The 23,530-nt window shown below is 59.5% G+C and carries 22 protein-coding genes and 4 tRNA genes; 5 read left to right on the top strand and 21 right to left on the bottom strand.

Translation table 11 applies throughout. The annotated features are described in order from the left end of the window. Positions 1–7 precede the first annotated feature (7 nt). The 5 genes from KJY40_RS11065 to KJY40_RS11045 form a co-directional block, all read right to left on the bottom strand. Entirely contained in the window at positions 8–1,027 is a 1,020-nt protein-coding gene (locus tag KJY40_RS11065) for a LacI family DNA-binding transcriptional regulator (protein ID WP_230736745.1), read from the bottom strand. 3 nt (positions 1,028–1,030) lie between these two features. Beyond that, the gene (locus tag KJY40_RS11060; protein ID WP_007956013.1) at positions 1,031–2,008 is read right to left on the bottom strand and encodes an ABC transporter permease; all 978 of its coding nucleotides are present in this window, start codon (positions 2,006–2,008) and stop codon (positions 1,031–1,033) included. Beyond that, positions 2,005–3,558, bottom strand: a complete 1,554-nt coding sequence (locus tag KJY40_RS11055; protein WP_230736743.1) for a sugar ABC transporter ATP-binding protein — start codon at positions 3,556–3,558, stop codon at positions 2,005–2,007. Before KJY40_RS11055 ends, KJY40_RS11060 begins: the two co-directional genes overlap by 4 nt. A gap of 55 nt (positions 3,559–3,613) precedes the next feature. Further along, a complete protein-coding gene (locus tag KJY40_RS11050; protein WP_230736741.1) occupies positions 3,614–4,570 on the bottom strand; it encodes a sugar ABC transporter substrate-binding protein in 957 nt (318 codons plus the stop codon). A 197-nt stretch (positions 4,571–4,767) separates the two neighbouring features. Continuing rightward, positions 4,768–5,217 (bottom strand): hypothetical protein, encoded by a 450-nt coding sequence (locus tag KJY40_RS11045; RefSeq protein ID WP_230736739.1) that lies wholly within the window; start codon positions 5,215–5,217, stop codon positions 4,768–4,770. Between the two features lie 350 nt (positions 5,218–5,567). Here KJY40_RS11045 and KJY40_RS11040 point away from each other — a divergent pair, with 350 nt between their 5' ends. The 3 genes from KJY40_RS11040 (at position 5,568) to KJY40_RS11030 (ending at position 7,806) form a co-directional block, all read left to right on the top strand. Next, entirely contained in the window at positions 5,568–6,656 is a 1,089-nt protein-coding gene (locus KJY40_RS11040) for an asparaginase (RefSeq protein ID WP_230736737.1), read from the top strand. Between the two features lie 186 nt (positions 6,657–6,842). Further along, complete coding sequence (locus KJY40_RS11035; protein WP_407681992.1) at positions 6,843–7,112, top strand: DUF1654 domain-containing protein; 270 nt, start codon at positions 6,843–6,845, stop codon at positions 7,110–7,112. A 4-nt stretch (positions 7,113–7,116) separates the two neighbouring features. Continuing rightward, on the top strand, positions 7,117–7,806 hold the full coding sequence (locus KJY40_RS11030; protein ID WP_230736733.1) for an endonuclease: 690 nt from the start codon (positions 7,117–7,119) through the stop codon (positions 7,804–7,806). Between the two features lie 54 nt (positions 7,807–7,860). Here the strand turns inward: KJY40_RS11030 and KJY40_RS11025 are convergent, their stop codons facing one another. Next, on the bottom strand, positions 7,861–8,763 hold the full coding sequence (locus tag KJY40_RS11025; protein ID WP_230736731.1) for a siderophore-interacting protein: 903 nt from the start codon (positions 8,761–8,763) through the stop codon (positions 7,861–7,863). 86 nt (positions 8,764–8,849) lie between these two features. Continuing rightward, positions 8,850–9,215, bottom strand: coding sequence for an SPOR domain-containing protein (locus tag KJY40_RS11020; RefSeq protein ID WP_230736729.1), 366 nt, complete (start codon positions 9,213–9,215; stop codon positions 8,850–8,852). A 251-nt stretch (positions 9,216–9,466) separates the two neighbouring features. Here KJY40_RS11020 and csrA point away from each other — a divergent pair, with 251 nt between their 5' ends. Beyond that, complete coding sequence (csrA, locus tag KJY40_RS11015; RefSeq protein ID WP_003179932.1) at positions 9,467–9,661, top strand: carbon storage regulator CsrA; 195 nt, start codon at positions 9,467–9,469, stop codon at positions 9,659–9,661. A gap of 207 nt (positions 9,662–9,868) precedes the next feature. Here the strand turns inward: csrA and KJY40_RS11010 are convergent, their stop codons facing one another. The 3 genes from KJY40_RS11010 to KJY40_RS11000 form a co-directional block, all read right to left on the bottom strand. Next, the gene (locus tag KJY40_RS11010) at positions 9,869–10,324 is read right to left on the bottom strand and encodes a DUF2214 family protein (RefSeq protein ID WP_230736727.1); all 456 of its coding nucleotides are present in this window, start codon (positions 10,322–10,324) and stop codon (positions 9,869–9,871) included. A 341-nt stretch (positions 10,325–10,665) separates the two neighbouring features. Continuing rightward, the gene (locus KJY40_RS11005) at positions 10,666–11,127 is read right to left on the bottom strand and encodes a GNAT family N-acetyltransferase (RefSeq protein ID WP_230736725.1); all 462 of its coding nucleotides are present in this window, start codon (positions 11,125–11,127) and stop codon (positions 10,666–10,668) included. 143 nt (positions 11,128–11,270) lie between these two features. Next, positions 11,271–11,347, bottom strand: a tRNA-Val gene (locus KJY40_RS11000). 184 nt (positions 11,348–11,531) lie between these two features. On the opposite strand from KJY40_RS11000, the gene KJY40_RS10995 reads away from it, so the two are divergent. Continuing rightward, complete coding sequence (locus KJY40_RS10995; protein WP_230736723.1) at positions 11,532–12,815, top strand: NAD(P)/FAD-dependent oxidoreductase; 1,284 nt, start codon at positions 11,532–11,534, stop codon at positions 12,813–12,815. Between the two features lie 52 nt (positions 12,816–12,867). On the opposite strand, the gene KJY40_RS10990 is transcribed toward KJY40_RS10995, so the two are convergent. From KJY40_RS10990 to KJY40_RS10940, 11 genes are all read right to left on the bottom strand, one after another. Then, on the bottom strand, positions 12,868–13,839 hold the full coding sequence (locus KJY40_RS10990; protein WP_230736721.1) for an XdhC family protein: 972 nt from the start codon (positions 13,837–13,839) through the stop codon (positions 12,868–12,870). A gap of 2 nt (positions 13,840–13,841) precedes the next feature. Beyond that, positions 13,842–15,077: a c-type cytochrome gene (locus tag KJY40_RS10985; protein WP_230736719.1), complete on the bottom strand. Its 1,236-nt coding sequence runs from the start codon at positions 15,075–15,077 to the stop codon at positions 13,842–13,844. 2 nt (positions 15,078–15,079) lie between these two features. After that, positions 15,080–15,619: a (2Fe-2S)-binding protein gene (locus tag KJY40_RS10980; RefSeq protein WP_007956473.1), complete on the bottom strand. Its 540-nt coding sequence runs from the start codon at positions 15,617–15,619 to the stop codon at positions 15,080–15,082. Further along, positions 15,612–18,443, bottom strand: coding sequence for a xanthine dehydrogenase family protein molybdopterin-binding subunit (locus KJY40_RS10975; RefSeq protein ID WP_230736717.1), 2,832 nt, complete (start codon positions 18,441–18,443; stop codon positions 15,612–15,614). Before KJY40_RS10975 ends, KJY40_RS10980 begins: the two co-directional genes overlap by 8 nt. A 421-nt stretch (positions 18,444–18,864) precedes the next feature. Beyond that, a tRNA-Asp gene (locus KJY40_RS10970) sits at positions 18,865–18,941 on the bottom strand. A gap of 93 nt (positions 18,942–19,034) precedes the next feature. After that, positions 19,035–19,111, bottom strand: a tRNA-Asp gene (locus KJY40_RS10965). 55 nt (positions 19,112–19,166) lie between these two features. Then, positions 19,167–19,242, bottom strand: a tRNA-Val gene (locus KJY40_RS10960). Positions 19,243–19,332: 90 nt separating this feature from the next. Next, on the bottom strand, positions 19,333–20,109 hold the full coding sequence (locus KJY40_RS10955; RefSeq protein WP_230736715.1) for an SDR family oxidoreductase: 777 nt from the start codon (positions 20,107–20,109) through the stop codon (positions 19,333–19,335). After that, complete coding sequence (locus tag KJY40_RS10950) at positions 20,106–21,317, bottom strand: O-succinylhomoserine sulfhydrylase (RefSeq protein ID WP_085607856.1); 1,212 nt, start codon at positions 21,315–21,317, stop codon at positions 20,106–20,108. Before KJY40_RS10950 ends, KJY40_RS10955 begins: the two co-directional genes overlap by 4 nt. Positions 21,318–21,398: 81 nt before the next feature. Further along, entirely contained in the window at positions 21,399–22,904 is a 1,506-nt protein-coding gene (gene purF / locus KJY40_RS10945; protein WP_230736713.1) for an amidophosphoribosyltransferase, read from the bottom strand. A gap of 41 nt (positions 22,905–22,945) precedes the next feature. Then, complete coding sequence (locus KJY40_RS10940) at positions 22,946–23,506, bottom strand: CvpA family protein (protein ID WP_007956464.1); 561 nt, start codon at positions 23,504–23,506, stop codon at positions 22,946–22,948. Between the last annotated feature and the right edge of the window lie 24 nt (positions 23,507–23,530).

Here is a 23,530-nt window from a genome sequence, read left to right as displayed (position 1 = left end):
ATTCGTTTCAGCGGTATTCGGTGAACACGCCGGACAGCGGTGCAGTCGATTCGCGCAGGACAATACTCGGGGTCACGATCCGCTGATCCGTCGCCAGATCCGGAGTGGCAATTCTTCGCAGCAAGACTTCCGCGGCCATTTCACCCAGTTGCAGGATCGACTGGCCCACGGTCGTCAGCGCCGGATACACGTAGCGACTCATCTGGATGTCGTCGAAGCCGATCACCGACAGTTCGGCGGGCACGCGCACGTTACGTTCCGCCGCCGCTCGCAACACACCAATGCCGATCATGTCGTTACCGGCAAAAATTGCGCTCGGCGGGTTGCGCTCAAGCAGGACGGAAGCCGCGTTGTAACCGCCGGTGCTGGTGAAGTCGCTTTCCAGCATGCGCGACGGGGACACTTCAACACCCGCCTCTTTGAGCGCACGACTAAAACCGGCCTGACGCATTTGCGCGACACTGGTGCTGGCCGGACCACTGATCGTGGCGATATCGCGATGACCGAGCTCAAGCAGATGCCGCGTCGCGAGGTACGCGCCATATTCGTGGTCGATGCGAACCAGGTCGGCGTCCACGCCTTCGAGTCCACGGTCGACGATCACCATCGGCGTCTTCACGCCCGCCAGCCCTTGCGCCAGACCGCTGTCGCCACCCGCCGAGGCGACGATCAAACCGTCGATGCGTTTTTCCAGCAGGACCCGCAAGTAACTGCGCTGCTTGTCCGGGTTGTCGTCGGAGTTGCAGAGAATCACGCAGTAGCCGTTACGCTCGCAGTAGTCCTCGATCCCGCGCGCCAGTTCGGCGAAGTACGGGTTGAGACTGTTGGGCACCAGCAAACCGATGGTGGCGGTGGTTTTCGCTTTCAGCGAACGGGCCACGGCGCTCGGCACATAGTCGAGACTCTTGATCGCCGCCTCGACCTTGAGCCGCACCTCTTCGCTCACCGGTCGTGTCTTGTTTACTACGTGGGACACGGTCGTGTAGGAAATTCCTGCAAGTGCCGCCACATCCTTGATCGTTGCCATTTATCAGCCCCGTCGGCTTGCGCGTTGACTACGATAGGTGTCGAGCACCACGGCGATCACGATCACCGCACCGGTGATGATGCGCTTGGTCGGCTCGGTCGCGCCAATCTGCGCCAGACCGGCCGCCAGCACGGAGATGATCAACACGCCGAAAAAGGTACTGATCACCGAACCACGTCCGCCCATCAGACTGGTGCCGCCGATCACCACGGCAGCGATGACTTGCAACTCAAGGCCGGAACCGGCGTTCGGGTCGGCCGCTTCCAGCCGGGAAATCTGGAACAGCGCCGCAATGCCCGCGAGCAAGCCCATCAGGCTGAACACCAGGATCTTGTAGGGTTTTGGATTGATCCCCGCCAGACGCACGGCCTCTTCGTTGGTGCCAATGCCGATCAGGTAGCGACCGAACACGGTACGGGTCAGAACGGCCTGGGCAATGAAGATGACCAGCAAGGCAATGATGAACGACGGCGAAATACCGAAGGCGATCGGGTTCGACAGCCAGGCGAAGGAATCACCGATGTAGGCCGTGCGCGAACCAGTCATCTGATAGGCCAGGCCACGGGCCATCTCCAGCACACCCAGGGACACGATGAACGACGGAATTCGCCACGCTACGGTAATCGAGCCGGTGACCGTGCCGGCCAACGCCGCAACGGCCATACCCAGCAAGGCAGCCGGCAATACGCTCCAGCCCCAGCCAAGAATCGCCACGCTGACAGTGGATGCTGCGAGTGCCAGCACCGAGCCTACCGACAGGTCGATCCCGCCGATGATCAGGACGAACGTCATGCCCACCGCCAGAACCATCAGGTCGGGAATCTGGTTGGCCAGGGTGCTGAAGGTGTTATACGACAGGAAGTGGCTGCTCATGACCGAGAACAGCGCAATCATTGCCAGCAACGCGCCAGCCAGGCCCAGATAAGTGCCGAGGCCGTAGAAATTGCCACTGGATTTGCCGGCGGAAGATGCAGTTTTCATGGGAGATCCCTAGGCGCTGCTTCGTTGAGCAACGCATCACGTTTCTGGTAGCCGGCGAACGCGGCGGCAAGCAAGTCATCCTGGGTCCAGCTGTCGCGCTCGAACGTGTCGATCAGACGTCCCGCCGACAACACACCGATGCGGTCGCAGATCAGCATCAGCTCGCGCAAATCGCTGGACACCACAACCAGCGCCTTGCCCTGCCGGGTCAGTTCGCCGAGCAAGGCATAAATATCGAACTTGGCGCCGACATCGATACCGCGAGTCGGCTCGTCGAACAGCAGCACCGAACAGTCGCGCTCAAGCCAGCGTCCGATCACCACCTTTTGCTGATTACCGCCGGACAACTCGGACACCAGCTGCGTCGGGCTGGAACTGCGGATGCGCATGGCGTCGATCTGCCGCTGCGCGAGCTTCGTTTCATCACCGTTGTTGACGAACCCGCCGCTGGAAATTTCCGGCATGTTGCCCAAGGCAATGTTGGCGCTGATCGACTGGCTCAGGAGCAGGCCTTCGCCCTTGCGATCCTCGGTGATCAAGGCGATGCCGTTGCGCACCGCGTCGACCGGCGAGCGAATGCTCACCGTTTTTGCCGGCGAACCGAGCGCCACAGTGCCGCTGTCCGCGACATCGGCACCGAAGATCAGCCGCAAAAGTTCGGTGCGCCCTGCCCCGATCAGCCCCGAAATGCCAAAAATCTCACCGGCGCGAACCTCAAAGGACACGTCGCGAACCTTGTCGGAGCGGGTCAGGCCTTTGACCGTCAGGGCCGGCGCGCCGATATGGCGAGCCCCCAGATCGATATGCTCGCCCAGCTCGCGACCGACCATCAGGGTGACCAGTTGCTCGCTGTTGTAATTGGCCATCGGCTCGACGCATACCAGGTTGCCGTCACGCAGCACGGCAATGCGCTGTGCGACCCGGGCCAGTTCTTCGAGGCGATGGGAGATGTAGATGATCGAGACGCCGCGCGCCTGCAGCCGGGTGATCTGCTCAAAGAGCATCTCGACCTCACGGGCGGTCAGCATCGCGGTCGGTTCGTCGAGGATCAGCACATGACAATCGCCGATCAGATTGCGAGCGATCTCGACCATTTGCTGATGACCGATGCCCAGCTCGCCGACCAGCGTGTCCGGGTCGATGGCATCGAGACCGACTTGAGCCATGGCTTCGATGGCGGCCTTGCGCAGCTGCTTGCGACTGATCCAGCCACCGTTGCTCGGCAGGTTGTCGAGGAACAGGTTCTCTGCCACCGAAAGCGTCGGCAGCAGATTGAGCTCTTGCATGACCATGCGCACACCCAGCTCTTCAGCCTGCGTGCGGCTGCCGGGACGATATTCCCTGCCCTGGAACTGCATCTGGCCGGTGGTGGGTGTGACCAGCCCGCCGATGATCTTCGACAGGGTGCTTTTGCCGGCACCGTTCTCACCGGTCAGCGCCAGCACTTCGCCGCGCATCAACGTCAGGTCGATGCCGGTCAGAACCGGTTGCGCATAGGTCTTGCCGATACCGCTGACCGAGAGGACAGCGTTCGGAGCGGAAACTGACATAAAAATCTCCATGCGCTCGCCCGGACGGACGAGCGCCATTGTGCCGCCAGTGGACTTACTTGGTGACCAGTTCTACTGGCGTTTCGATCACGCCATTCGCACCACTGTCGACTTTCTCGCCCTTGATGATTTTCAGCGCGGTCTCGATGCCAAACACCGCTTGCTTCGCGGCGAACTGGTCGGCAGTCGCCAGAACGCGGCCGTCCTTCAGCATGGGCTTGATGGCATTGATATTGTCGTAACCGACCACCTGCACCTGACCGGCCTTGCCGGCAGCGCGCACGGCGGAAACGGCGCCCACGGCCATGCTGTCGTTACCGGCCAGCAGCGCCTTGACGTCCGGGTACTCGCTGAGAATCGAAGCGGCCACCTTGTTGCCCTTGTCGATTTCCCAATCGCCGGACTGCAGGGAGACAACCTTGATCTGTGCAGCTTCCATCGCATCCTTGAAGCCAGCGGTACGTTGCTGGGCGTTGGTCGTCGTGGAAACGCCTTCAATGATGCCGACTTCGTCACCGGCCTTCAGTTGTTTGGCCAGGTACTCGCCCACCAGACGCGCGCCTTTGCGGTTGTCCGGGCCTACGAAAGGAACGCTGATGTTCTTGCTTTTGATCACGGCCGGATCAAGCTGGTTGTCGATGTTGATCACGGTGATACCGGCATCGACGGCTTTCTTGATCACCGGCACCATCGCCTTGGAATCAGACGGTGCGATGACCAGCGCGTTGACCTTCGCCAGAATCATCTGCTCGACGATGCGCGTCTGCCCCGCCGTATCAGTTTCGTCCTTGATGCCGTTGGAGATCAGGTCGAAATCAGCGGAATGTTCTTTCTGGTAGGCCTTGGCGCCGTCTTCCATGGTCAGGAAGAATTCGTTGGCCAGGGATTTCATGACCAGGGCGACTTTGGGTTTTTCAGGGGATTCGGCGAAAGCCGAAGAGACAGGCAGTGCGGCGGATGCGGCAGCCAGCATGGCGACAGCAAGAAGACGTCCAGCGAATGGCAGCTTCATGGGTTCACTCCGATCTTATGATTATTGTGAGCAACGCTTGCGCTGGCGTAAGCTCGCTGCACCCCACGACAACTCAACCCATCGCGAAGGCCGCGCAAACGTTTGCGTAGACCGAACTATGCGAATCCTGCCGACATTTGTCAACGACTGAAAATCTGCTTTGATTGTAGGGCGAATAACCGTCATCGCCCCTTTTCCTACGCGGTCGTATTGATCACACCGCCACTGCCAGAACCCTTGGCCATCTCACGAACCAGGTTGCCTGCCACTTCCATGAGTGCAGCGTTGGTGTCTGCGATCTGCCCCTGAATCGACATCACCACAGTCGTCTTGGCTTCCTCGGTCGGATAGCTGGCAGCTTGCGCGGCAGCCAATTGCTGTTGCTGTTCCTGCAATTGCTGCTGCAGTTCCTTCATGCGCTTGAGCAGTATTTTGATCGTGATGCTTTGATTTCCACCGCTCTCTGCCGGCGCCTCTTCCTGCACTGGGCCGCCACCGGTTCTGACTTGCTTGGCATCGTCCGCGTCTTTACCCAGTGCATCGGCCGATGCTTGCTCCTTCGCCTCGCTCAGGGATTTGATCGTAGCGGCCGTTTTGCCGCCGATCGTGACCGAACCGGGATTTGAAAAACCGATAGTCAACGACATTTGAACTCCTGAAAAATTGGATCCCTATCAAGGCGCATCGGCCAGCGCGCCGTTTTCTTTAGCAGAGATCTGGAAAGCGGCCAGTTCAGTTTGCGGACGAGGTTCGTAGTCCTTTTCGGTGAGCCGAACGAGAAAACATCCTGCGTTCGGAAACCCGGATGAGCGAGGCAAGCTCACAATCAATCTTCGAATAAATCTTGATTTAAATCATAAGGTTAAACATTTCTCTCAAGCACAGTACGAGTGGTACAGATCCTGCTCCCTCCCTGCACCCCTGGCATTTCAGATCGGCCCGGGGCGCATCTAGATGAACCTGCATCAGCACCGTCTCACTACTAGAGAGAAAAATAATGACATCTGCTTTGAAGAATTTCGTTCCGGGCGCTTTGGCCCTCCTCCTGCTCCTGCCAACCGCCCTCCAGGCAAAAGAAGCTGAAACCCAGGCCAAACTGGCCAACGTGGTGGTACTGGCCACCGGTGGCACCATTGCCGGGGCGGGCGCCAGCGCCGCCAACAGCGCGACCTATCAGGCCGCGAAAGTGGGCGTCGAACAATTGATCGCCGGCATTCCCGAACTGAGCACGCTGGCCAATGTGCGTGGCGAACAGGTCATGCAAATCGCCTCGGAAAGCATCACCAACGAAAACCTCCTGCAACTGGGTCGTCGCGTCTCCGAACTGGCCGACAGCAAAGACGTCGATGGCATCGTTATCACCCACGGCACCGATACGCTGGAAGAGACTGCGTACTTTCTGAATCTGGTGGAAAAAACCGACAAACCGATCATCGTCGTCGGCTCCATGCGCCCGGGCACCGCCATGTCGGCGGACGGCATGCTGAACCTGTACAACGCCGTGGCCGTCGCCAGCAGTAAAGAAGCGCGCGGCAAAGGCGTACTGGTAACCCTGAACGATGAAATCCAGTCGGGTCGCGATGTCAGCAAGATGATCAACATCAAGACCGAAGCCTTCAAAAGCGCCTGGGGTCCGCTCGGCATGGTGGTAGAAGGCAAATCCTACTGGTTCCGCCTTCCGGCCAAGCGCCACACCATGGATTCGGAATTCGACATCAAAAACATCAAGAGCCTTCCTGATGTAGAAATCGCCTATTCCTACGGCAATGTCAGCGACACGGCCTACAAGGCCCTCGCCCAGTCCGGCGCCAAGGCGATCATTCATGCCGGCACCGGCAATGGTTCGGTCTCGTCCCGCGTGGTTCCGACCCTGCAAGCGCTGCGCAAGGATGGCGTGCAGATCATTCGCTCGTCTCACGTCAATGCCGGTGGTTTCGTTCTACGCAACGCCGAACAGCCTGACGACAAATACGACTGGGTGGTTGCTCACGACCTGAACCCGCAGAAAGCCCGCATTCTGGCCATGGTCGCGCTGACCAAGACCAACGACAGCAAAGAGCTGCAACGGATGTTCTGGGAATACTGATTTGACCTCGCCTGATCTTTTCCTGATCGGGCACTGACTTCACCCTTCGTCAACTTGACGGAGGGTGAAGCTCCCGCCACCTCCAAAGAAAAATTTCACCTGAGTGACATCAAAATCGGAAAACCGCTGTCAGAGGATTTTCTTGAATTTTAAGCAGTTGCGAAAATGCCTACAGTTAAATACTGTATGCACGTACAGCTTAATAAGGATAACCTCGTGGCCACTTCCCCTGATGCTCCTGACGCTTACGAACGCATGGGCATGCGCGTTCAAAAAATCATCAACTCCCCCACCGCACAAAAAGCCAAAGCCGCACTGATCTTCCGCCTTCCGGACGAGCCGGCGGATGACTGGGAGCGCTTGTTGGAAGAAATCGACGAGAACGACAACGTCACCCTCGCCTACCGCGATGATGGCGGCGTGCAGATTTTCTGGGTTGTGCCGAAGGAAGATTGATTCAATGATTCTGCGTTTTGCTGCTGTGCTGTTGCTGTTGATTTCCCTGGGTGCGCAAGCTGGCGCGCCACGTACGTTCACCGAGGCCAAGAAAGTCGCCTGGAAGCTGTACGCCCCACAATCCACCGAGTTCTATTGCGGGTGCAAATACACCGGCAACAAGGTCGATCTGGCCGCCTGCGGCTATGTCCCACGCAAGAACGCCAAGCGGGCGTCCCGCATCGAATGGGAGCATATCGTTCCCGCGTGGCAATTCGGTCATCAGCGTCAATGCTGGCAGGAAGGCGGTCGCAAGAATTGCACCCGCTACGACCCGAGTTATCAGAAAGCCGAAGCCGACCTGCACAATCTGGTGCCGAGCATCGGCGAGGTGAATGGCGACCGCAGCAACTTCAGTTACGGTTGGTTGCCGGTCGAAAAGGGTCAGTACGGCTCCTGCCTGACTCAGGTCGACTTCAAGGCGAAGAAGGTCATGCCCCGCCCTTCGATCCGCGGCATGATCGCCCGCACCTACTTTTACATGAGCAAACAATACGGCTTGCGCTTGTCGAAGCAGGATCGGCAACTGTACGAAGCCTGGGACAAGACTTACCCGGTGCAAGACTGGGAGCGCCAGCGTAACCAGAGCGTGGCGTGCGTGATGGGACGCGGCAACGAATTTGTCGGCCCGGTGAACCTGAAAGCCTGCGGTTGATTGCTTGATCAAAAGAAAAGGCCTTGAGCGATAAACTCAAGGCCTTTTTTGTGCTCAACCGCCGGACTTGTTGTAACGCCAGTACCCCATCAGATTGAGTGACTCGCGAGGGATGCCACGCTCCTTGATCAGGTACTTGCGAAGACTCATGACCGCAGCGGATTCTCCGGCGATCCAGCCATAGAAGCCCTCGCTGGCCGTATCGGCGATCTCCCAAAGAATCTCTTCTTCGATGTCGACATCCGCCAGCTCGACCGCTTGCCCAGCCGGCGATGCATCGACAGGCAACGTCGCCTGCCGCACGGCTTCCACCATCAACGTGCCGGCAGTCGCGTGATCGCGGATCAGCCATTGCACCGAAAGTCCGGGCCAGTCAGGAACCACCAACATGTCTTCACGACTGTCGACTTCAAAAAACGCCTGCGTCTGCGGCGGTTCAGCCAGTGTCGCCAGCTCGTCCAGAATCCCGATGGCGGCCGGCAACGCTGTGGCGTCGGCGACCAGCAGAAGTTGCTTGAGCGTTTGCGGAGGTTTCCATTCAAATCCCCCCGCCTCCTGTGCCGAGAATCGGCTGTCGGGGGCCAAAATCTGCATCGACTCGCCAGGCTGCGCTCGCAACGCCCAACGGGAAGCCGGGCCGGTTTCGCCATGCAGAACGAAATCGATATCGACTTCACCCAGCTCGGCGCGCAAGTGACGGATGGTGTAGGTGCGCATCGCCGGACGGCGATTGACCAGCATCGAGCGGAAACGGGCGTACCATCCCTCCCCCTGCGCCAGCCTGGAGGGCGATCCATCGGCCGCAGGGAAAAACAGTTTCACTCTCTGATCCGGCGCCCAGGTCGCCATTTCGGTGACTACCGGACTTGCGAGCGTGATCCGCATGAGATGCGGGCTCAGCTGATGCTTGTGACGCAAAACAACGTCGAACAACTTGTAAGGATTGGCGGAGGCCATGCGGAGCTCCTTCTGGGCATCTTCAGTGATTGCTTTAAACACGAATCACGGGGGACACCCTTTAGTCAGCTCCGCCGAATGGATCCTTATTGCGCCGCCGTGCGCTCGATCACCAGCGTTTCGATGTTCTGCTTCTTCGCCTTGACTAGCGCCGCATTCACATCCGCCTGGCGAGCCTCGGCGTCAGCCTTGGAATTGAAAGGGCCGAGCAGGATCCGGGTCTTGCCGCTGGCGTCCTTGATGACACTGGCGACAAAGGCATGCTCGATCAGCCAGCCGCTGAGGTCGCTGACGGCCTGAGGGGTTTCACCGCGCACTTCGAGATCCCACTGCGGGCCCACCGCAGCAGGCGCCGTTACCACCGCCGGTTTCGGCTTTTGCGCATCCACACTCTTGCCTTCGCCACATCCCGCCAATGCCAGTGCCGCGACTACCCAGACCAATTTGCGCACAACGCTTCCCTCTGAAATCTCAAAGCGGCGATCTTAACATTCGAGAATACTTTCCGAGCCCCGCAAATTGCGGCATAAAACTACGAGATTGATGCCGACGGCCCCTGTATAGTTACGCGCTGGGAATTAATGCCGCTGCTGCGCGTCAGAAAGAGGCACCCAAACTGTAAGACTTCGCACTAATCTATACGTACCACCGACCTCTGCACTGTCTGAATCAGGTGCCCTACAAAGCAATCAAGGAGAAGACCATGCTGATACTCACCCGCAAAGTCGGTGAAAGCATAAACATTGGTGATGACATCACGATCACCATTCTCGGCGTCAGCGGCCAGCAAGTTCGAATCGGCATCAATGCTCCGAAGAACGTTGCAGTGCATCGGGAAGAGATCTACCAGCGCATCCAGGCTGGCCTGACCGCACCGGACAAGCCACAAACGCCCTGAGCCCTATCGCAGTCAGTAGCCAGTTCGTTTGCCTGCGCGCAATGACTGGCTAAAGATTCAAGCGCCGTATTGCCATTCCCCCACCTCCCTGGTGACGGCGCGTGCCACGCCCCTTCCTGCCTCAACCCTTCTCGCAACCGATACTAACCGTCATTCAATGGGCTGGCTGTCGGACATTTCCGAATAGCGGCTGGGAATCGCGCCCGCCTAGCCGAATGTAACGCCACGCGCCATTCCGGTGGCTGCCACGACCATCAAAATCAACAGCAGCGCCTCGGCATGACTGATCCGTGCGAACACCTTTGCACGTCCCGTGTCAGGGACAGCACCGCGCGCCTTGGCCACGCGCCATTTGATCAAGGTGATCATCGGCATGAGTTCCAGAAGCAGAATCAGCACAAACAAAGTCATCTTCAGATGGAACAGCGGCTGATGCAGATAATAGTCGGTTCCCTTCTCATAACCCGCAAAGGCGCGCATGCCGCCAGTGATGAGCAACACCAGCGCCGAAAGCCCCCATAGATTGTCGGCAAGCAACACGCGCCCGACCTCACCGGAGCCGGACGCCAGGCGGCTGAAGGCCGTTCCACGCGTCAACACCGCCCAGAAGCCAATGGCAAACGCCAGTAAATGAATCGCTGCAAGAAACCAATGAACCAGCATCGATGAACTCCTGTCCGGCAGAGATGAAATCAGCCAAACAGTAGTAGTCGAAAAAATATGGGCTTGCCTGTCACCCTTCCCTGAAAACAGGTGCGAGCGAGACGAGAGGCTGGGCAGGGGTGCGAGAAAGGCAAATCGCGGGCAAAAAAAATCCCAAGCAGCTGATGGAAGCTTGGGATTTAAAAATGCATAAACCGTGGTGGTGAACGCGGGGCGGATATTACTGACTTTTCCAGTATGTAACAACGTATTTTTGATAACCGAATGGTTAATAAAATACGTAACCCCTTAAAAATCCACACTATTTAAAAGGTCGCCCGCGACGATCAGCGACGAATGGATCAAAATCCATCGCGGTCAATACGCGCCTGACTCAAGAATTTCACAAAAATGAGCTCGGGATCCCCCGGATCAAGGTTCTCCACCGTTCCACTGTGCCGATATCCAAGATTTGTCAGCAGCTGTCGCATCGGCAAGTTTGACGTATTGGTCGACGAGAAGATCTTGCCTGCACAAACGTGATGTTCCAGACCGCTCACGATTTGTCGCCCCACGCCGGAACGCCTGTTCGCACTGGAGACGACCACGAGAGGTATGAACCACTCTCCAAAAAAGCTTCGATCCAGACATCCGTAGCCGAGGGGAACGCCAGGATCGTCCGCCTTGCAGACAACCCAGCACTCCTGCGCCCGAACAGCCCTCACGATGTACTCGCGACGGCAGCTATCTTTTTCAGCGACTGGATCAATCTTCAACAGGCTTTCGATATCGCCTGGACCGGCGCGCCTGAATTGGCGACTCATGAATACACCCCTGCAAATGTGCCGAAGTGTAGCTGCGGTCGACCAAACCGAAATTTTGCAAAGGTTCTTGAAATCGCAGACAACAAAAAAGGGCCCACCTTTCGGTGAGCCCTTCCAGACCGCCCAGCAGAGCGGATTTTGTTTGGTAGGCGCGATTGGACTCGAACCAACGACCCCCACCATGTCAAGGTGGTGCTCTAACCAACTGAGCTACGTGCCTGCTGTGAGGCGGCATTCTACGGAATTCCGGAGGGGTGTCAACACCTTTTTTTCACCTAACCCTATGAATATGCAAAATATTTAATTTGGACCTGCCGCAAGAAGATTTCCCGGTGGCTGGCGGAGGTTTTTCAACTGGGGTAGGATCGCTGCACTCGTAAAATATATTAAACAGAGGCTGCAGGATGGCGAACACCCCTTACCCAGAGTCTTATTACGCGGCGTCGGCCAACGCCGTACCACCACGCCCTGCCCTGCAGGATGACGTGGAGACGGATGTCTGTGTGATCGGCGCTGGTTATACGGGACTTTCCTCGGCCCTGTTCCTGCTGGAGAACGGTTTTCGCGTGACCGTACTGGAAGCCGCCAAGGTCGGTTTCGGCGCTTCGGGGCGCAATGGCGGGCAGATCGTCAACAGCTACAGCCGTGACATCGACGTGATCGAGCGCAGCGTCGGTCCGAAACAGGCGCAACTGCTCGGGCAGATGGCGTTCGAGGGCGGGCGGATCATTCGTGAGCGCGTCAGCAAGTACAACATTCAGTGCGACCTGAAAGACGGTGGCGTATTCGCCGCCCTCACCGCCAAGCAAATGGGCCACCTTGAATCGCAGAAACGCTTGTGGGAACGCTTCGGCCATACCCAGCTGGAGCTGCTCGATCAGCGCCGCATCCGCGAAGTAGTGGCTTGCGATCAATATGTCGGTGGCATGCTCGACATGAGCGGCGGCCATATTCACCCGCTTAACCTGGCACTCGGCGAAGCAGCCGCCGTGGAATCCCTGGGCGGCACCATCTACGAACAGTCGCCGGCCGTGCGCATCGAACGCGGCGCCAACCCGGTCGTGCATACACCGCAGGGCAAGGTCAGGGCCAAATTCATTATCGTTGCCGGCAACGCCTACCTCGGCAATCTGGTGCCGGAGCTGGCGGCCAAATCGATGCCGTGCGGCACTCAGGTCATCACCACCGAGCCACTGGGCGAAGAGCTGGCCAAATCCCTGCTGCCGCAGGACTACTGCGTCGAAGACTGCAACTACCTGCTCGACTACTACCGCCTGACCGGCGACAAACGCCTGATCTTCGGCGGCGGCGTGGTGTATGGCGCACGAGATCCGGCAAACATCGAAGCGATCATCCGCCCGAAAATGCTCAAGGCCTTCCCGCAACTCAAGGACGTGAAGATCGACTACGCCTGGACTGGCAATTTTCTGCTGACCCTGTCGCGCCTGCCTCAGGTCGGACGCCTGGGCGACAACATCTATTACTCCCAGGGCTGTAGTGGCCACGGCGTGACCTATACGCATCTGGCCGGCAAGGTATTGGCCGAGGCTTTGCGCGGACAAGCCGAGCGCTTCGATGCGTTTGCCGACCTGCCGCACTACCCCTTCCCCGGCGGGCAACTGCTGCGCACACCGTTTGCCGCGCTGGGCGCGTGGTACTACGGATTGCGCGACAAGCTCGGTTTCTGATGAGCGAAAAAAAGGGCCACTGAATAGCGGCCCTTTTTACATCCAGCTCAAATCACAACTGATCCCGTGCAATCCCGCTGCGAATCCGCAGGATATCCGCGAGCACCGCCAAAGCAATTTCCGCCGGCGTCTTGCTGCCCAGGTTAAGGCCGATCGGCGCATGAATCCGCGCCAGATCGCCCTCCCCCAACCCGCCAATCCGGCGCAAACGCTCGAAGCGCTTCTGCGACGTCTGCTGCGAGCCCATCACGCCGATGTAGAACGCCTCGGTGCGCACGGCCTCCATCATCGCCAGATCATCGATGCGCGGATCGTGGGTCAACGCCACCACCGCCGTATCACGGTGGCAACCGCCATCGGCGATGAACACCGACGGCAATTGCCGGCGGATCTCCACGCCATTGAGCACCACGCCTTCCAGCACTTCATCACGCGGGTCGCAGAGAATCACCTCGAAGCCGAGACCGACCGCAAACTCCGCACACGCCTGCGCCACACTCGAATACCCGGCCAGCAGCAAACGCTGAGCGGCGCCGATGCGGATCCGTACCCGGTCGATTTCACGCTCGATCCGCGCCCCCTGCTCGCGATCGGCAAACAGACTACGCGCGCCCTTGGCCAGATCGACCTCGCGAATCAACCGGCGCTGCCCCAGCAATGCCGATTCGAGTTCACGCAGGTGCGCCTGCACATCGCAGCCAGCGTCAAATTTCTCTACCAGCACGTCGAGAATGCCGCCGCACGGCAGGCTGACCCGCGAGCGCGGATCGTCACCTTCGCCATAACGCACGACATTGATCGCATCGAGAAACGCACCTTCGGCGACGCGCTCGAGAAAATCTTCCTCGACGCAACCACCGGACAGCGACCCGATCCACTGTCCGCCGTCGCTCACCGCCAGCAGCGAACCCGGCGCGCGCGGCGCCGAGCCGTAGGTCGTCAGCACGGTGCAGAGCCAGATGCGCTGCCCCGCTGTCGACCACTCCAGCGCCCGCCGCACAACCTGCAGATCGAGATGCTGCATGATCAGTGCGCCTTGTGCTCGATGGACGGGGCGTCAGCCTGAAGCTTCTGCACATCGCCGACCGCCAGTTCGGCCGACTGACCACCCCAACCCTGACGCAGGTAGTTCAGCAGATCGGTCAGTTGTTCGGCACTGAGCTTGTCGGCAAAACCCGGCATCGGCTGCATGTGTTCGAACCCGGCGAATTTCTGTTCGCCGATGCCATCCTCGATCACTCGCAACAGGTTGCGCGGGTCTTCCAGGCGCAGCGTGGTATTGCCGCGCATTGCCACCGCGATGTGCGGCTTGCCCTCGCCACCGGCCGCGTGACAACCGGCGCAGACGTTCAAGTATTCCTGACGGCCGCGTTGAGCGCTGGCACTGAGTTTTTCCACCGGCACTTCGCTCAGTTCTTTCGCCGCCGGAGGCTTGTCGCCGAGCAGGAAAGTCGCCATCGCCGCCAGATCCGGATCATTCAGACCTTGGGTGCTGTTGTGGAACACCGGGAACATCTCGTTGAACATCGTGCCCTGAGCACTCATACCGTGCTTGAGGAACGTGCTCAGGTCCTGATGATTCCAGCCACGCGCCGCCAGATCCGTTGCCAGCAGGCTCGGCGCCAGATAGCCGTTGAGGATGCCGCCGGTCAGGCGCTTGTCCAACTGCATCGCGCCCGGCAGGCCACGTGGCGTATGGCATTCGCCGCAATGGCCGAGCACTTCGACCATGTACTGGCCGCGTTTCCAGGCGTCGCTTTTGCCTTCGGCAGGCTCCAGCTTCAAGGCTTTGCCGTACATCATGTTCCAGCCGATCAAGCCCGGACGCACGTTGAACGGGAAGCTCAGACTCGTCACCGGCGCTGCACGCTCAATTGGCTCGATGGTCTTCAGATACGCGTGAATCGCATCCGAATCCGCACGCGGCATCAAGTGATACGAGGTGTACGGCATCGCCGGATAGAGGTTCGCGCCGTCACGACGTTTGCCTTCAGTCAGCGCAGCGAAAAACTCGTCGTCGTTGTACAAACCGATGCCGTGCTCTTTGCTTGGAGTGATGTTGGTGCCGTAGATCGTGCCGAACGGCGACACGATCGGCAGGCCGCCGGCAAACGGCGCGCCGCCGGGCGCAGTGTGGCACGCCATGCAGTCGGCCGCGCGGGCGAGGTATTCGCCGCGCTTGACCTGATCATCCGCGTGCGCCGCCAACACAGGCACAGCCAGCCCGACCGCCAAGGTCAGGCGGGTCAGTAATTGCTTCATGCTTAACCCTCCTTGACCAGGCCGAGATCGGTCAGCACGTTGCGGGTGGCGTTGTAATAACGCACGTACCCGGTGCAGCGGCAGACGTGATGACCGAGGCTGTCCTCGATGACTTGTTCCAGTTTGCTTTTGACGATCGGCTGGCGTTGCAGCTTTTCCACCAGCACGGTCGCGGCGTTGACGAAGCCCGGCGCGCAGTAGCTGCACTGGAAGGCGAATTCGTCGACGAAACGCTGCTGGATCGGGTTCAGCTCGGTGACCTGGCCTTGCTCGTCACGCTTGGCGTGGCCTTCGATGGTGCGGACTTTCTTGCCCTCGAAGTAATGCGCGCCGGTGATGCAGGTGCGCACTTCTTCGCTGGTGCCGTCCGGGTTGTCAACGATCACCACGCAGGCGTGGCAGATTCCCTGGCCGCAGCCCAGGCGCGAACCGGTGAGGTTCTTGTATTCGTGCAGGTAATCGATCATCGGCAGGTCATCAGGGATGTCCACCGGGCCGACGGATTGACCGTTGAGGGTCAGTTGAAGCGGACGGTTAGCCATTGAGGGCCTCCTTGATGCGCGCAGCAGTGATTGGCAGATCGCGAACACGTTTACCGATGGCGTGGGCCACGGCGTTACCGATGGCACCGACCACCGGGATCATCACCACTTCGGCGATGCCTTTGGACGGGTCGCTTGGGGACAGCGGCGGCAGGATTTCCGACGTCTGCTTCCACACCGCCACATGGCGCGCCATCGGCAGGCGATAACGGTTGAAGTTCCAGTCACCCTCCCCCGGCCCGCCTTCGTACAGCGGCATCTCTTCCATCAAGGCGTGACCGATGCCCATGGCGATCCCGCCTTCGAGCTGGCCGCGAACCAGCTCTTCCACCAGCACCCGACCGCATTCCAGCCACGAGTGATGGTTAAGCACTTCGACTTCTGCCGAACCTTTGTTGACCTTCAACTCGACCAGCGTCGCGACCGGGCTGTAGTAAGTCACGGCGGCGTTGTTCAGTTGAACCACCGGATAGGCAACATTCTGCCGATCCAACAGGTGGAAACCGGCACTGGTCATCTGTGCCTTTTTCGCTTTCGGGGCACCGTCGCCGTACTTCACCGCCAGACCGTCGAGTGGCAGACGCTCGCGCACGCCGTCGATGCTGTATTCGGCTTCTGCCCAGCTCCAGCGGTTGAAACCGTGAACCGTGGCGCCAGTGACCAGACCGCGCTCGTGAGCTCGCTTGGCGAGTTCTTCGAAGGTCAGCGGCTGCATGCCGTTGGCGGTCAGTTTGCCGTCGACCCAATGCGCATCTTCGCGACGCACCACGTAAGGGTTGGCCTGGCCGCCGTACGGGCCCTGACGCCAGATCTCCAGCGCCGCCGGCCACAGACCGTGGTTGAACAGCACGCGCGCCGCTTCACGGGTGGCGTGGCTGAAGTAGTAGGCGGAGTTGGTCGCGGACGAGGCCGATGCCAGCTTGCCGACCCAGCGCGGATTGCGCAGGAAGTTGTCCTGCTCGGCCTGGCTCATGATGTAAGGGTTGCCGGCGGTGACCAGCTGCATTTCATCCCACTCGGTTTCGCCGGTCTTCACATCGTGAGCCGCGCTGCCGAGGAAATCAGCCACCACCAACGCTTGCGAGGTGGACATGCCGGTGCCGATCTCGATGCCGATGTGACGCAGGGAAATGCGCCCGTCAGCGGTGAACTCGATGCTGGCCATCGGCGCTTCGGAACCGGTGCCGAAGTCTTTCTGGCAAATGGCGAAACCCACGCCATACCAGTTATCCGGGTCCGCCGCTTCGCGCTGCTTCTTGATCGCGTCGCGGTTCTTCCAGACTTCGTGCAGCGAAGCCTTGTCGAGAATCTCGTGCAGGCGCAACGCACCGGCCGGGATCGCGCCCTGGGTGTTTTTCATCCCCGAGCGCAGCGCGTTCTTGCGGCGCAGATCGATGGCATCGACACCAAGGCGATCGGCGATTTCGTCGACCATCATCTCGGTGGAAGCCATGCTCTGCAGCGTGCCGTAGCCGCGCATCGAACCCGCTTCAACGGCGCGGGAATGGTAAGCGGTGACCTGCAGATCGTTCTGCGGCATGTAGTAGATCGACTGTGCCGCCGTGGCGCCAACGGCGGCCACCGAAGGGCTGTAGTTGATCCGGCCGCCACCGTCGACGCTCATCTCGGCACGGAAAATCTTGAAGCTGTGGTCGGTCTTGTCCACTGCCAACTGGTAACGGATGTCGAACGGGTGGCGCTTGATGCCGCTCTGGAACTGCTCGTAGCGGTCGTTGGCCAGGCGAATCGGCACACCTGCGCCGTACAACGCCGCCAAAGCTGCGTAGTAGACGAAAATGTTGTGGTCTTTGGAGCCGTAACCGACGGTGTAGCCCGGGTGCATGTTCAGGTTGGCCAGGCCGAAACGCGACGGCCCGATCATCTTTGCGGTCTCGGTGGCGGTTTCCAGCGGGCACTGAGTGGCGACAACGAAATGCAGGGTCTTGGTCGCCGGGTCGTACCAACCGTTGCCGTTGTCCGGCTCCATCGCGGCCGGTTCGATCGACGGGGTTTTGTAGCGCTCGTCGAACACCAGCCAGTTGTCCGGCGGGCTGTCGATCTCTTTCTTCATGCGGTCAGCGTAGAACAGACCGCGTTCGGTCAGGTTGCCGTGCAGGTTCGGTTGGGAATTCCACACCGGACGGCGGTTTTTCAGCATCGGAAACAGGATCGAGTCCTTGAGACTGGCGAACTCGTCTTCGTCCGCCGAAGTCGGGCCACCGACGCGCACGTAGCGGAAACTGCCATAGGGATCGCCTTCGTAGAACGGTACTTGCGCGCCGTAACGAATCGCTTTGTCATTGAATTTGAGTTTGTTCTTGGCCTGGCGGAAACGCTCGAAATCGTTCCAGATCAGGATCGCGACCGGGTGACCGATGAACATCGGCACCTTGCCTTCCGGCAGCAGCGGATCCGGTGCGTGCTCTTCAGGGAACACGATACCGTCCTTGTCCAGATCGGCGGCGGTAACGATACGATCGGGTTGGAGATCGGCGCCGAGCCACGACAGGTCGTAACCGTCGTAGATGCGGTCGGCCTTGATGGTTTTCAGCAACATGGCGTGGCCTTGCTGCTGGGGCCAGCCCGGCATGTCCTTGGAGCGGATGTCGCGGGCAAACACTTTGCTGCCGCAGACCTTGGACAAGGCATCGTTACGCTGACGCGCCTTGCCGTTGTTGCCGAGCCACTGCTCGGACGGCACGGTCACGCTGTTTTCCATCAAGGCAGCCAGCGCCTGACTGCTGAGCGGCGTGAGCGTAACGCTCACACCCGCCACCAGCCCGCCCTGAAGGAACGAGCGCCGGGATATTTCACGGTTGGACATGGATCATCCTCTGGGCGGTTATGGATCCGCCCTTCTGGTTATCTACTGGGAATCTCGAGTCTTGCAGAAGCCCTTTTTGGCTAAACAAAGGGCGTGATGACAGTGCAAAGCTGACCGAAAGGTTAACTTTAAAGGTTTCTGCGCTCGCAGCAAACAACCAGTTACAAAAATTTGACCAAAGAATCAAAAATCAATGCGGCATCGCATCGCAGCGACCCATGGACGCAGGGGAGATTGCGCAGCAGCATCGAACGAGCCACGGCTTGCGTCCGTCGCCGGCTACGAGGGAGGAATTGGGGAGAGGTCAAATTTCAGACACAAAAAACCCCGGTCTTTCGACCAGGGTCTTTGCTATCGATTCCGAATCAACCAAAGGTTGCTTTCGGTGTTTCAAGGCGTTCAGTGGTCCTTGAAACAGATATGGCGCAGCGGACGGGACTCGAACCCGCGACCCCCGGCGTGACAGGCCGGTATTCTAACCGACTGAACTACCGCTGCGTATCGCTTTGAGCTTGCGCTCAAGTAACTCGTTTGACTGAAAGCTTCGGTGCTTTTCAATCGCGAACCAGACAGTGTCTGACTCGTTAAATATGGCGCAGCGGACGGGACTCGAACCCGCGACCCCCGGCGTGACAGGCCGGTATTCTAACCGACTGAACTACCGCTGCGCGTCGGTGCAGGCACTTTCAGCCTACGCTCTTGCTTACGCAAGTATCTCGGGAGTGGTGGGTGATGACGGGATCGAACCGCCGACATTCTGCTTGTAAGGCAGACGCTCTCCCAGCTGAGCTAATCACCCGTTTGCATCTCCGAGGCCGCGAAATTTACGCAGGTAGCGAACCTAAGTCAATAGCAGGATTGAAGTTTTTCTAAAAAAGACAAAATTGCTTCATTCCGTATAAATCATCTTCTTGGTCATGCCACCATCGACCACGAATTCCTGCCCCGTCACAAACCCTGCATTCCTCGACAGCAACCACGCCACCATCGCCGCCACATCCTCGACCGTCCCTACCCTGCCCGCAGGATGCTGGGCATGATCGGTATCGGTCAGCGGTTCCGCGCGCCGCGCGGATGGATCCCGCGCATCGATCCAGCCCGGACTGACCGCATTGACGCGAATCTCCGGCCCCAAGCTGATTGCCAGCGCGTGAGTCAACGCCAGCAAACCGCCCTTGCTCGCCGCATAGGCTTCCGTATCCGGCTCCGACTGTGCCGCGCGGGTCGAGGCCAGATTGACGATCGCCCCGTTGTGCGCACGCAGATACGGCGCGCAGTGCTTGGCCAGCAACATCGGCCCACCGAGGTTCACCGCCAGCACCCGATTCCAGTAAGCCAGATCGAGGCTTTCCAGTGTGATGTTGTGCGGATCGGCCACGGCAGCGTTGCATACCAGCGCATCCAGACGACCGAACTGCCCCAGCACCTCAGCGACACCCAACGCCACTTGGCTTTCGTCCGCAACGTCCATGGCGATAAACCAGGCGTTTTCACCCAGCACCTTCGCCACTTTCGAACCACGTACACGATCCAGATCCGTCAACACCACCTGCCAGCCTTCGCTGATCAGCCACGCAGCGATGCCCAGACCGATCCCGCGCGCGGCACCGGTGACCAATGCAACGCGGCCATGGGTGCCGACTTTTGGCGTAGACAACTCGATCACAACGCCGCCAGACCGCGCGACAGGTCGGCTTGCAGGTCAGCGACATCTTCCAGACCGACCGCGATGCGGATCAGGCTGTCACGAATGCCTGCAGCCTCACGCTCCTGCGGCGCCAGACGGCCGTGGGACGTAGTGCTCGGGTGGGTGATGGTGGTTTTGCTGTCACCCAGGTTGGCCGTGATCGAGATCAAACGGGTCGCATCAATGAAGCGCCAGGCGCCCTCTTTGCCGCCCTTCACCTCAAAGCTCACCACCGCGCCGAAGCCCTTCTGCTGTCGCTGAGCCAACTCGTGCTGCGGATGACTCTTGAGACCGGCGTAATGCACTTTCTCGATGCCGTCCTGCTGCTCCAGCCATTCGGCCAGTTGTTGGGCATTGGCGCAGTGCGCCTTCATCCGCAGGTTCAGGGTTTCCAGACCTTTGAGGAAGATCCAGGCGTTGAACGGGCTCAGGGTCGGCCCGGCGGTACGCAGGAAGCCTACGATTTCCTTCATCTGCTCGCTGCGACCGGCAACCACACCGCCCATGCAACGGCCCTGACCATCGATGAACTTGGTGGCCGAATGCACAACAATGTCTGCGCCGAGCTTCAGCGGCTGCTGCAAGGCAGGCGTGCAGAAGCAGTTATCGACCACCAGCATCGCGCCTTTGGCATGCGCGATTTCCGACAGCGCGGTGATATCCACCAGCTCAGCCAACGGATTGGATGGCGATTCGACGAACAGCAATTTGGTGCTGGACTTGATCGCTGCGTCCCAGGCCGACAGATCGGCCAGCGGCACGTAATCGACTTCCACGCCAAAACGCTTGAAGTACTTCTCGAACAGGCTGATGGTCGAACCGAACACGCTGCGCGACACCAGCACATGATCGCCGGCGCTGCACAGGCTCATCACCACCGCCATGATCGCGGCCATGCCGGTCGCCGTGGCCACCGCTTGCTCGGCGCTTTCCAGCGCGGCAATGCGCTCTTCGAACGCACGAACGGTCGGGTTGGTGTAACGCGAGTAAACGTTGCCCGGCACTTCCCCGGCAAACCGTGCGGCGGCGTCAGCGGCGGTACGGAACACGTAGCTGGAAGTAAAGAACATCGGATCACCGTGCTCGCCTTCCGGCGTACGGTGCTGACCGGCACGTACGGCCAGGGTATCGAACGCTACGCCTTCGAGGTCGCTGTCCAGCCGACCGGCATCCCATTCCTGACTCATGCTGTCACTCCTTGCCCTGTTCTCGATAAATAAAAAGTCTTTTGCCAGATACAAAACCGGCCCCTAAGGGCCGGTTGAAACTCAGTTGTTGTACAGATCGATGATCGCACTGACCGCCTGGGTCTTGACCTTCGAGGCATCGTTGCGTGCCTGTTCGATCTTGTTCAGGTAAGCCTCGTCGACGTCGCCGGTGACGTACTTGCCGTCAAACACTGCGCAATCGAAGTTTTCGATCTTGATCTTGCCGCCGCCGACCGCTTCGATCAAGTCAGGCAGGTCCTGATAGATCAGCCAGTCAGCGCCGATCAGGTCAGCGACATCCTGGGTCGAACGGTTGTGCGCGATCAGCTCGTGAGCGCTCGGCATGTCGATGCCGTACACGTTCGGGAAGCGAACAGCCGGAGCCGCCGAACAGAAGTAGACGTTCTTCGCGCCGGCTTCGCGGGCCATCTGGATGATCTGCTTGCAGGTGGTGCCGCGAACGATCGAGTCATCCACCAGCATCACGTTCTTGCCGCGGAATTCCAGCTCGATGGCGTTGAGCTTCTGGCGTACCGATTTCTTGCGCGCGGCCTGGCCAGGCATGATGAAGGTACGGCCGATGTAACGGTTCTTGACGAAGCCTTCGCGGAATTTCACGCCCAGATGGTTGGCCAGCTCCAGCGCGGCAGTGCGGCTGGTGTCCGGAATCGGGATGACCACGTCGATGTCGTGCTCAGGACGCTCGCGCAGGATCTTCTCGGCCAGCTTCTCACCCATACGCAGACGGGCCTTGTAGACCGACACGCCGTCGATGATCGAGTCCGGACGCGCCAGGTAGACGTGTTCGAAGATGCACGGAGTCAGGGACGGGTTGGACGCACACTGACGGGTGTGCAGCTTGCCGTCTTCAGTAATGTAGACCGCTTCGCCTGGCGCCAGGTCGCGAATCAGGGTGAAGCCGAGCACATCAAGCGAAACACTTTCGGACGCGATCATGTACTCGACGCCTTCGTCGGTGTGACGCTGGCCGAACACGATCGGGCGGATGCCGTGCGGATCGCGGAAACCAACGATGCCGTAACCGGTCACCATCGCCACAACGGCGTAACCACCGACGCAACGGTTGTGCACGTCGGTCACGGCGGCAAACACGTCTTCTTCGGTCGGTTGCAGCTTGCCACGCTGGGCCAGCTCGTGGGCGAACACGTTGAGCAGCACTTCCGAATCGGAGCTGGTGTTGACGTGACGCAGATCGGATTCGTAGATCTCTTTGGCCAACTGTTCAACGTTGGTCAGGTTACCGTTGTGCGCCAGGGTGATGCCGTACGGCGAGTTGACGTAGAACGGCTGAGCCTCGGCCGAGGTCGAGCTGCCGGCAGTCGGGTAACGGACGTGGCCGATACCCATGTGGCCGACCAGGCGCTGCATGTGACGCTGCTGAAACACGTCACGCACCAGGCCATTGTCCTTGCGCAAGAACAACCGGCCATCATGGCTGGTCACGATACCGGCAGCATCCTGGCCGCGGTGCTGGAGCACGGTTAGCGCGTCATACAGCGCCTGATTGACGTTCGACTTACCGACGATACCGACGATGCCACACATGCGACGCAACCCCTACTTAATGGATCTGAACTGAACAACACTCACTGAGGCGTTTTGGCCGACGGCAAGAGTTGCTCCTTGAACGGAATATCAGCGGGTACGCTGATTCCGCTGGCAAGCCACTGACTGCTCCACCCGAGAATCAGGTTCTTGGACCAGTCTGCGACCAATAGAAACTTTGGCACGAGCTGTGATTCTTTCCACCACCCGTCCTGCTGTACCGGCCCCAGGCTCAACAGCCCGACCGCCACGACCACCAGCAACACGCCACGCGCAGCGCCGAAGGCCATGCCGAGGAATCGATCGGTCCCGGACAACCCGGTGACGCGAACCAACTCGCCGATAAGATAATTGATCATTGCGCCCACGATCAGTGTGGCGACAAACATGATGGCACAGCCCGTGATCACACGAGCCGACGGTGTTTGAATGTATCCGGCGAGGTACTCGGACAGTGAGCCACCGAACATCCAGGCAACGGCTCCTGCGATGATCCAGGTCACCAGCGACAATGCTTCTTTGACGAAGCCGCGGCTCAAACTGATCAAAGCGGAGATGGCGATGATTGCAACGATCGCCCAGTCAACCCAGGTAAATGGCACAGTGCAGCCTACAGACGGATAAGG

The organism is Pseudomonas fitomaticsae, assembly GCF_021018765.1.
In the GTDB taxonomy this organism is placed as follows: Bacteria; Pseudomonadota; Gammaproteobacteria; order Pseudomonadales; family Pseudomonadaceae; genus Aquipseudomonas; species Aquipseudomonas fitomaticsae.
This window is presented reverse-complemented; position numbering and strand designations above follow the sequence as displayed.

Bases quoted from the DNA above. Each gene is read 5' to 3' on its own strand.
- KJY40_RS11005 (WP_230736725.1), bottom strand. From the start codon at position 11,127: ATGAGTCGCCAATTCAGGCGCGCCGGTCCAGGCGATATCGAAAGCCTG.
- KJY40_RS10995 (WP_230736723.1), top strand. From the start codon at position 11,532: ATGGCGAACACCCCTTACCCAGAGTCTTATTACGCGGCGTCGGCCAAC.
- KJY40_RS10950 (WP_085607856.1), bottom strand. From the start codon at position 21,317: ATGAGTCAGGAATGGGATGCCGGTCGGCTGGACAGCGACCTCGAAGGC.
- KJY40_RS11045 (WP_230736739.1), bottom strand. From the start codon at position 5,217: ATGTCGTTGACTATCGGTTTTTCAAATCCCGGTTCGGTCACGATCGGC.
- csrA (WP_003179932.1), top strand. From the start codon at position 9,467: ATGCTGATACTCACCCGCAAAGTCGGTGAAAGCATAAACATTGGTGAT.
- KJY40_RS11030 (WP_230736733.1), top strand. From the start codon at position 7,117: ATGATTCTGCGTTTTGCTGCTGTGCTGTTGCTGTTGATTTCCCTGGGT.
- KJY40_RS11055 (WP_230736743.1), bottom strand. From the start codon at position 3,558: ATGTCAGTTTCCGCTCCGAACGCTGTCCTCTCGGTCAGCGGTATCGGC.
- KJY40_RS11050 (WP_230736741.1), bottom strand. From the start codon at position 4,570: ATGAAGCTGCCATTCGCTGGACGTCTTCTTGCTGTCGCCATGCTGGCT.
- KJY40_RS10990 (WP_230736721.1), bottom strand. From the start codon at position 13,839: ATGCAGCATCTCGATCTGCAGGTTGTGCGGCGGGCGCTGGAGTGGTCG.
- KJY40_RS11040 (WP_230736737.1), top strand. From the start codon at position 5,568: ATGACATCTGCTTTGAAGAATTTCGTTCCGGGCGCTTTGGCCCTCCTC.
- KJY40_RS11010 (WP_230736727.1), bottom strand. From the start codon at position 10,324: ATGCTGGTTCATTGGTTTCTTGCAGCGATTCATTTACTGGCGTTTGCC.
- KJY40_RS11025 (WP_230736731.1), bottom strand. From the start codon at position 8,763: ATGGCCTCCGCCAATCCTTACAAGTTGTTCGACGTTGTTTTGCGTCAC.
- KJY40_RS10975 (WP_230736717.1), bottom strand. From the start codon at position 18,443: ATGTCCAACCGTGAAATATCCCGGCGCTCGTTCCTTCAGGGCGGGCTG.
- KJY40_RS11060 (WP_007956013.1), bottom strand. From the start codon at position 2,008: ATGAAAACTGCATCTTCCGCCGGCAAATCCAGTGGCAATTTCTACGGC.
- KJY40_RS10980 (WP_007956473.1), bottom strand. From the start codon at position 15,619: ATGGCTAACCGTCCGCTTCAACTGACCCTCAACGGTCAATCCGTCGGC.
- purF (WP_230736713.1), bottom strand. From the start codon at position 22,904: ATGTGTGGCATCGTCGGTATCGTCGGTAAGTCGAACGTCAATCAGGCG.
- KJY40_RS11065 (WP_230736745.1), bottom strand. From the start codon at position 1,027: ATGGCAACGATCAAGGATGTGGCGGCACTTGCAGGAATTTCCTACACG.
- KJY40_RS11035 (WP_407681992.1), top strand. From the start codon at position 6,843: ATGCACGTACAGCTTAATAAGGATAACCTCGTGGCCACTTCCCCTGAT.
- KJY40_RS10985 (WP_230736719.1), bottom strand. From the start codon at position 15,077: ATGAAGCAATTACTGACCCGCCTGACCTTGGCGGTCGGGCTGGCTGTG.